This window comes from Pseudomonas sp., assembly GCF_050739995.1.
In the GTDB taxonomy this organism is placed as follows: domain Bacteria; phylum Pseudomonadota; class Gammaproteobacteria; order Pseudomonadales; family Pseudomonadaceae; genus Aquipseudomonas.
This window is the reverse complement of the sequence record NZ_JBOICG010000585.1, coordinates 1-3,139: the sequence shown is the minus strand read 5'-3', so window position 1 is coordinate 3,139 and position 3,139 is coordinate 1. Positions and strand designations below refer to the sequence as shown.

Below are 3,139 nucleotides of genomic sequence, written 5' to 3'. Positions count from 1 at the left end.
CCACCGCTATCGGGGGCAAGCCCCCTCCCACATTTTTCACTGCATTTCAAAGTTGCAGGCGGGTTAGGCCAGCTTCTCGAACTTCAAATCCCACACACCATGCCCGAGTCGCTCACCGCGGCGTTCGAACTTGGTGATCGGACGCTCAGCCGGACGTGGTACGCATTTGCCGTCTTCGGCCAGGTTGCGGTAGCCAGGGGCAACGTTCATCACTTCCAGCATATATTCAGCATATGGTTCCCAGTCGGTGGCCATGTGCAGGATGCCGCCCACTTTCAGCTTGCTGCGTACCAGCTCCGCGAAGGACGCCTGGACGATCCGACGTTTGTGGTGACGGGCTTTGTGCCATGGGTCGGGGAAGAACAGCATCAGGCGGTCGAGACTGTTGTCGGCGATGCAACGGTTGAGCACTTCGATCGCGTCGCAGTCGTAGACCCGCAGGTTGGTCAGGCCTTGGGTCAGCACGCCATTGAGCAGCGCACCGACACCCGGGCGGTGCACTTCCACACCGATAAAATCCTGGTCCGGCGAGGCCGCCGCCATTTCCAGCAGGGAGTGACCCATGCCGAAACCGATTTCCAGGGAACGCGGGGCCGAACGGCCGAACACTTGGTCGTAGTCCACTGGCGCATCGGCCAATGGCAATACGAACAGCGGCGTACCTTGTTCCAGGCCCTTTTGCTGGCCTTCGGTCATGCGACCGGCGCGCATCACAAAACTCTTGATGCGGCGGTGCTTGGACTCGTCGCCTTCTTCCAGGGTGTTCGGCGTTTCGTTTGATTCAGTCATCAATGGCTCTTACTTGATCAGACCATCCAGCGGCGAAGAGGCGCTGGCGTAGAGTTTTTTCGGCATGCGCCCAGCGAGGTACGCCAAGCGGCCCGCGACGATGGCATGTTGCATGGCTTCGGCCATCATGACCGGTTGCTGGGCATGGGCGATGGCCGAGTTCATCAGCACCGCGTCGCAGCCCAGTTCCATGGCGATGGTCGCGTCGGAGGCAGTGCCCACACCCGCATCCACCAGCACCGGGATCTTGGCTTCTTCAAGAATGATCTGCAGGTTGTAGGGGTTGCAGATGCCCAGGCCGGAACCGATCAGACCGGCCAACGGCATCACCGCAATGCAGCCGATTTCCGCCAGTTGACGGGCGATGATCGGGTCATCGCTGGTGTAGACCATCACGTCGAAGCCTTCCTTGACCAGGGTTTCAGCGGCCTTGAGGGTTTCGATCACGTTGGGGAACAGGGTTTTCTGGTCGGCCAGCACTTCCAGCTTCACCAGGTTGTGGCCGTCGAGCAGCTCACGGGCCAGGCGGCAGGTTCGCACAGCTTCGATAGCGTCGTAGCAACCGGCTGTGTTCGGCAAGAACGTGTAGCGATCCGGCGACAGCACTTCGAGCAGGTTCGGCTCGCCTTCGATCTGGCCCAAGTTGGTGCGGCGTACGGCGAAGGTGACGATCTCGGCGCCCGAGGCTTCGATAGCCAGGCGGGTTTCTTCCATGTCGCGGTACTTGCCGGTACCGACCAGCAGACGGGACTGGTAGGTACGACCGGCCAGCACAAAGGGCTTGTCGCTACGAACGATGCTCATGGGAAATCCTCGAAATGGGGTGAGGTTCTGCAGAATTCAGGCGGGCGATCAGCCGCCGCCGATGGCGTGAACCACTTCGACTTGGTCACCTTCGGTGAGCGCGGTCTCGGCATGCTGGCTACGCGGGACGATATCCAGGTTGAGCTCCACTGCGACGCGACGCCCGGTCAAGTCCAGGCGGGTCAGCAGGGCCGCAACGGTTTCACCGTCGGGCAGTTCAAAGGATTCGCCGTTCAACTGAATGCGCATGCCACGGGCCGCCATCGTTTTTAGGGGTCCGCATTCTAGCCCGATTGAGGTTGCCGGCCCAAGTCCCTTGGTCAGGCTGTCTGCAAGCGCCACGCCGCCAGGCCCAGGAAGAACCAGCCCAGCAGGAAGGCCAGCCCGCCAAACGGCGTGATGATCCCGAGCTTGCTGATGCCGGTCATGGTCAAGACATACAGGCTGCCGGAGAACAACAAAATGCCGACAGTAAACGAGATGCCCGCCCAACTGACCAACCGGCCAGGAATATGCGCCGCCAACAACGCCACGCCGAACAGCGCCAGGGTGTGTACCAGTTGATAGGTCACGCCGGTGTGGAAGATCGCCAGGTACTCGGCGCTCAAGCGATTTTTCAGGCCGTGGGCGGCAAAAGCGCCAAGGGCGACACCGGTAAAGCCGAAAAAAGCAGCCAACATCAGAAAGCCACGCAACATGAGGAACTCCAGTCAGACGCAAAGGGCCGGGTCTGTATAATGGCCCGCTCAACGGGTTCGGCCAAGCCATCTCTATGCTGCGTCTCCTCTTCAAACGCTTTCTTAAAGTCGTGAAATGGTTTGCCATCGGCAGTGTGCTGCTGGTGCTGTTATTGCGTGTCGTGCCGCCACCGTTCACCGCATTGATGGTGGAGCGCAAGGTCGAATCCTGGGTCGACGGCGAGCCAATTGACCTGCAGCGCACGTGGGTACCCTGGGATGAGATCTCCAATGACCTGAAAGTGGCGGTGATGGCCGGTGAAGACCAGCGTTTCCCGCAGCATTGGGGCTTTGATTTCGGCGCGATCCAGGCAGCGATCCTGCATAACGAGCGTGGCGGATCGATTCGCGGCGCCAGCACACTGAGCCAGCAGGTCTCCAAGAACCTGTTCCTGTGGGCCGGTCGTAGCTATTTCCGCAAGGGCCTGGAAGCCTGGTTTACCGGGCTGATCGAGGTGATGTGGCCCAAGCAGCGGATTCTTGAGGTATACCTCAACAGTGTGGAATGGGATGAAGGGGTGTTTGGCGCGGAAGCGGCAGCGCGGCATCACTTCGGGGTGAGCGCCGAGGCGCTTTCTCGCCAGCAGGCCAGTTATCTGGCGGCGGTGTTGCCGAACCCGCGGGTGTGGAGTGCCAGCCATCCGACCGCATACGTGGCAAGGCGGGCGGCGTGGATTCGCCAGCAGATGAGCCAACTCGGTGGCGATGGCTACCTGCTCGAGCTGAACAACTCCCGCAAGGCCCCCTGGTCCGACTGACACAACGCGGTTCCTGTGGGAGCTGGCTTGCCTGCGATAGCGGTGGGTCAG

Annotated in this window: 5 protein-coding genes; 1 reads left to right on the top strand and 4 read right to left on the bottom strand. The window is 60.9% G+C overall.

From position 1 onward, the window contains the following. Positions 1-63: 63 nt before the first annotated feature. The 4 genes from trmB to ACRESD_RS19435 all read right to left on the bottom strand — a co-directional run bounded on the left by trmB (position 64) and on the right by ACRESD_RS19435 (position 2,291). Positions 64-789, bottom strand: a complete 726-nt coding sequence (gene trmB, locus ACRESD_RS19450) for a tRNA (guanosine(46)-N7)-methyltransferase TrmB (protein ID WP_431752388.1) — start codon at positions 787-789, stop codon at positions 64-66. Between the two features lie 9 nt (positions 790-798). Further along, the gene (locus tag ACRESD_RS19445; protein WP_150674407.1) at positions 799-1,593 is read right to left on the bottom strand and encodes a thiazole synthase; all 795 of its coding nucleotides are present in this window, start codon (positions 1,591-1,593) and stop codon (positions 799-801) included. A gap of 48 nt (positions 1,594-1,641) precedes the next feature. Continuing rightward, positions 1,642-1,842: a sulfur carrier protein ThiS gene (gene thiS / locus ACRESD_RS19440; protein WP_032865944.1), complete on the bottom strand. Its 201-nt coding sequence runs from the start codon at positions 1,840-1,842 to the stop codon at positions 1,642-1,644. 71 nt (positions 1,843-1,913) lie between these two features. Next, on the bottom strand, positions 1,914-2,291 hold the full coding sequence (locus ACRESD_RS19435) for a DUF423 domain-containing protein (protein ID WP_431752387.1): 378 nt from the start codon (positions 2,289-2,291) through the stop codon (positions 1,914-1,916). A gap of 74 nt (positions 2,292-2,365) precedes the next feature. On the opposite strand from ACRESD_RS19435, the gene mtgA reads away from it, so the two are divergent. Next, entirely contained in the window at positions 2,366-3,088 is a 723-nt protein-coding gene (gene mtgA / locus ACRESD_RS19430; protein ID WP_431752386.1) for a monofunctional biosynthetic peptidoglycan transglycosylase, read from the top strand. Positions 3,089-3,139 lie beyond the last annotated feature (51 nt).

Coding starts and splice junctions, on each gene's coding strand:
- trmB (WP_431752388.1), bottom strand. CDS start 789: ATGACTGAATCAAACGAAACGCCGAACACCCTGGAAGAAGGCGACGAG.
- ACRESD_RS19435 (WP_431752387.1), bottom strand. CDS start 2,291: ATGTTGCGTGGCTTTCTGATGTTGGCTGCTTTTTTCGGCTTTACCGGT.
- ACRESD_RS19445 (WP_150674407.1), bottom strand. CDS start 1,593: ATGAGCATCGTTCGTAGCGACAAGCCCTTTGTGCTGGCCGGTCGTACC.
- thiS (WP_032865944.1), bottom strand. CDS start 1,842: ATGCGCATTCAGTTGAACGGCGAATCCTTTGAACTGCCCGACGGTGAA.
- mtgA (WP_431752386.1), top strand. CDS start 2,366: ATGCTGCGTCTCCTCTTCAAACGCTTTCTTAAAGTCGTGAAATGGTTT.